Below are 3,377 nucleotides of genomic sequence, written 5' to 3'. Positions count from 1 at the left end.
ACTGCGAGGCGTGCTCGTCGCGGTGATCGAAAACCATCCGGACCGCCCGCTCGCGGACCTCTGGTGAATAAGGGGGGTTCGCTTCGTCATGGCTCCATCCTGTCAGGAGTTGGAGCCTCCGGGAATCCCGGTGCGGTTCAATCCGCAAAATAGATAAGGTGAGGTCCGGCCATCGTACGCCCCTATGGGTAGGTATTGAACGAATCTCGTCTGCTTCTGCTTATCGTCGAGACACCTTCTGATGTGGTGGCCGGCATGTCCGACTGGATGCTGAGCTTGCAACTCTTGGTGCTCCTCGGGGTCGCCAATGGCACACCAATCTTTGCCAAAAAGCTGCTCCAGGGCCGCTTCAGCACACCGCTTGATGGCGGGCTCACCTTACCTGACGGCCAACCTCTCTTCGGAGCCTCCAAAACCGTCCGCGGTGTCGTTCTGTCCGTTGCTTGCACAATGGGAGCCGCATCCCTGCTGCACATGGGCTGGATCATCGGCGTTACGATTGCAGCCATGTCCATGCTGGGGGACCTCCTCTCAAGCTTTATTAAGCGCCGCCTCCACCTCCCGCCGCATGCCCAGGCGTTCGGGCTCGATCAGATCCCCGAGGCCCTGCTGCCTCTTCTGGCAGTCAAGAGGCGGCTCGATCTGACAAGCGGGGATATTGCTGTTCTGGTCATCGCATTCATCGTGCTGGAACTTGTCCTGTCCCGGATCCTGTTCCGGTTGGAGATCCGCGATCGTCCCTACTGAAGAGTGCTCCGTCGGAGAGGGGCGGGACTGCGCCGGAGCCGATGCAGGGTCACCTCGGGCGGGCAGTTCAGGCGCGCATCGACGATGCTGGTGCCGGCACCGGTCGAGGTATAGCCGATCATCCTGCCATACCGCCATGAGCCTCTGACAAAGCGGCGGGGGCTGGCAGCCTCGGTGCGGATCGGAATGCCGCCCGGCAGGCAGATCTGGCCGCCATGCGTATGTCCGCACAGCATTAGATCGAACGTAGCATCGGCCGCCCGATGGTACGTCTCGGGGGTGTGCGATAGCAGGATCGACACGGCTCCTGGCGGGATATCGCGCGCAGCCTTGTCGATGTTGTCCATGCGGTAGAAGTTCCCATCATCGACACCGGCGAAGTAAATGGCCTCGCCATCGCGTGCAACGCGCGTTGCCTCATTCAGCAGGAGCCGGTATCCCATGCGCTCCATGGCGGGCACCATGCGGATCGTATCATGGTTTCCTAGGACGGCATAAGCAGGGCCTTTGATCGCTGCTCGCAGACGCTCCAGTCCCTCAAGCGCCGTCCGATAGGGGCCATAGGTGAGAGCGCGGTAATCGCCTGTCAGAACACACAGATCATAGCGCAGCGGCTCGATGCGCCTGATGAGCGTGTCCACGAAATGCTCATTCATGCCGAAGTGCAGATCGGCGAGATGCAGCAGCACGAACCCGTCGAAGGCACCCGGCAGATGAGGAAGCTGCACCTCGTGGCGGCGGACCTCGATCGCAAGGGCATTGCGCCGGGCTCTCTCATGCAAGCCCAGCAGCCGGAGACCGCTTCGGATCAGGGCTGGATTCGAGAGCCAGTGCTCGCGATTGAAGAGATAGGTGCGCTCACGCAGCGCGAGAGTCTCATATTCCGCTTCTCGCCTGAGGCGCTGCACGATGTACGCACGACCGAGGCGCGGTTCGAGGCTGGCAAGAGCCGTTTTCTCGTCGGGCGTGAGACCAAGCTCACTCGTCAGGTGAGGGATGAGGGGCTCCGTCATGCGAACACTGAGGGCGTCATGAGGAAAGCGGCCTAGCGGATCATTTGGATCAAGGCAGCATCAGGAAAGCAGGTCTCCGCGCGCTGGTTTCGCGCTTGCCACTGGCCGGTGGCAGTGCGGGTTGCAAAACCGATCAGACCATCAAGTTTTCCGACATCGTGACCTTGGGCCTGCAGGCGCTCCTGCATGGTCCAGATATCGCCTCGCTTCATAGGATCGGTTGGCCTCCATGCTGTCAGAAAGCCGGAGCCGCCGCGTAGCCGATCGGCCAGATGGCCGATGAACAGCGCATAGAGGTCGGACTCGTTGTATTTCTTAAGCACGTAGAAGTTCTCTAACACCAGCAAAGCCGGTCCCAAGCGACCGGCCGGCATCAGCAAGAACGCGGTTACGTCGCTGTTCTCGCCTAGCAGGGATGTGCGATCGGCACGCGTGAGGCCGAGCTGTGCCCATTCCCTCAGCGGCTTGCCTTGCCGTGGCCCTTCCAGGGTGCAGGAGACGCTCGCCGGAACGTGCACCTCAATCCCCCAGCCCCGCTTTGGTTTCCAGCCGTGTTCGCGCAGATAATTGGCAATGGAGCCGAGGCTGTCCGGCACCGAGCGCCAGATGTCGCGCAGTCCGTCCCCATCTGCATCAACGGCATAGCGCAGAAACTTCGACGGCAGCAGCTGCGGCTGTCCCATGGCCCCAGCCCAGGAGGACAGCAAGGTCTCTTCCGGCCAGTGATCCTGATCCAGGATCAGCAGCACCGCCAGGAGCTCCGGGTAGTAGAGGGTGCGCCGCCGGCCCATGAAGGCTTGCGTGGCCAGAACCCTCAAGGCCTGGTGCTTTGGCCTGACACGACCGAAATGCGACTCGCGGCCCCAGATCGCGACAAGGATCTCCCGCGGCACACCATAGCGCCGCTCCAGCCTGTCGAGAACGGCGGCCCACTCGTCCAAAAGGATTCGACCGGCTGTCGAGAGCGAAGTGAGCTGGGCTTCCGAGAAGTAGCGACCGGGGCTCTGGAACTCGGCTTGCCGCTGATCGTCCCGCGGGGGTACTTGGCCGGGGGGCTGCAGTTCCGGAAGGCTCCAATCGAGCGTGAGGGTCACGAGGGCGTGGTCGAACGTCTCGCGGGAAATCCCCTGCTTTTGCGCGTCAGGCCAGACAGTGGCCGCCAGCCAATCGCGAAACTGATCCTCAACCAGCTGTCGCGTGTCTGAACTCTGCGCCTGCGCAGGCGAGCGCTCCGCCGCCACAAGGGCGCAGGAGGCTCCGGCAAGCAGGGCTGCGAATACGCAGCAGATAAAACGGATGAGCATCATGCGCATCCTAGATCGGGATGATCTTGGCGGGAATTCAATTCATCCGGTTAGGGCCTGGATGGCCTTAAAGTCGCATTAGGAAGCTTTGCTATTGCAACACGTCGTTCGCTCTCTGAGACGTGTCATGATGCTAGCCAAAGGTCAGCTCCTGGCACAAGGCGGCCGAATGCCCGGATCAGCGCGGTGAGCCGACCTTCGCAGGGTCGCGATTAAAGACCATCCCTGACCGAGGCCGTGTCAGAACGCAGATCGCGACCGACTGAGCTCGCCCGTGTGGTCCTCTGACGGCGGGAGCGCGAGTGACAACGGC

Annotated in this window: 3 protein-coding genes; 1 reads left to right on the top strand and 2 read right to left on the bottom strand. The window is 61.9% G+C overall.

Annotated elements, in window-relative coordinates; translation table 11 throughout:
- The first annotated feature begins 195 nt into the window (after positions 1-195).
- Positions 196-747, top strand: coding sequence for a CDP-archaeol synthase (locus tag DC522_RS32835; RefSeq protein ID WP_245444737.1), 552 nt, complete (start codon positions 196-198; stop codon positions 745-747).
- On the opposite strand, the gene DC522_RS32830 is transcribed toward DC522_RS32835, so the two are convergent.
- Both DC522_RS32830 and DC522_RS32825 read right to left on the bottom strand, forming a co-directional pair.
- Positions 741-1,760 (bottom strand): metallophosphoesterase, encoded by a 1,020-nt coding sequence (locus tag DC522_RS32830; RefSeq protein ID WP_116532604.1) that lies wholly within the window; start codon positions 1,758-1,760, stop codon positions 741-743. The two genes, DC522_RS32835 and DC522_RS32830, sit on opposite strands and share 7 nt — an antisense overlap.
- A 32-nt stretch (positions 1,761-1,792) precedes the next feature.
- Positions 1,793-3,067: a lytic murein transglycosylase gene (locus DC522_RS32825; protein WP_116532605.1), complete on the bottom strand. Its 1,275-nt coding sequence runs from the start codon at positions 3,065-3,067 to the stop codon at positions 1,793-1,795.
- Between the last annotated feature and the right edge of the window lie 310 nt (positions 3,068-3,377).

The sequence above is a fragment of the Microvirga sp. KLBC 81 genome, from assembly GCF_003075415.1.
GTDB lineage: Bacteria > Pseudomonadota > Alphaproteobacteria > Rhizobiales > Beijerinckiaceae > Microvirga.
This window is presented reverse-complemented; position numbering and strand designations above follow the sequence as displayed.

Excerpts from the sequence above, each read along its gene's own strand:
- DC522_RS32830 (WP_116532604.1), bottom strand. The coding sequence starts at position 1,760 with ATGACGGAGCCCCTCATCCCTCACCTGACGAGTGAGCTTGGTCTCACG.
- DC522_RS32825 (WP_116532605.1), bottom strand. The coding sequence starts at position 3,067 with ATGATGCTCATCCGTTTTATCTGCTGCGTATTCGCAGCCCTGCTTGCC.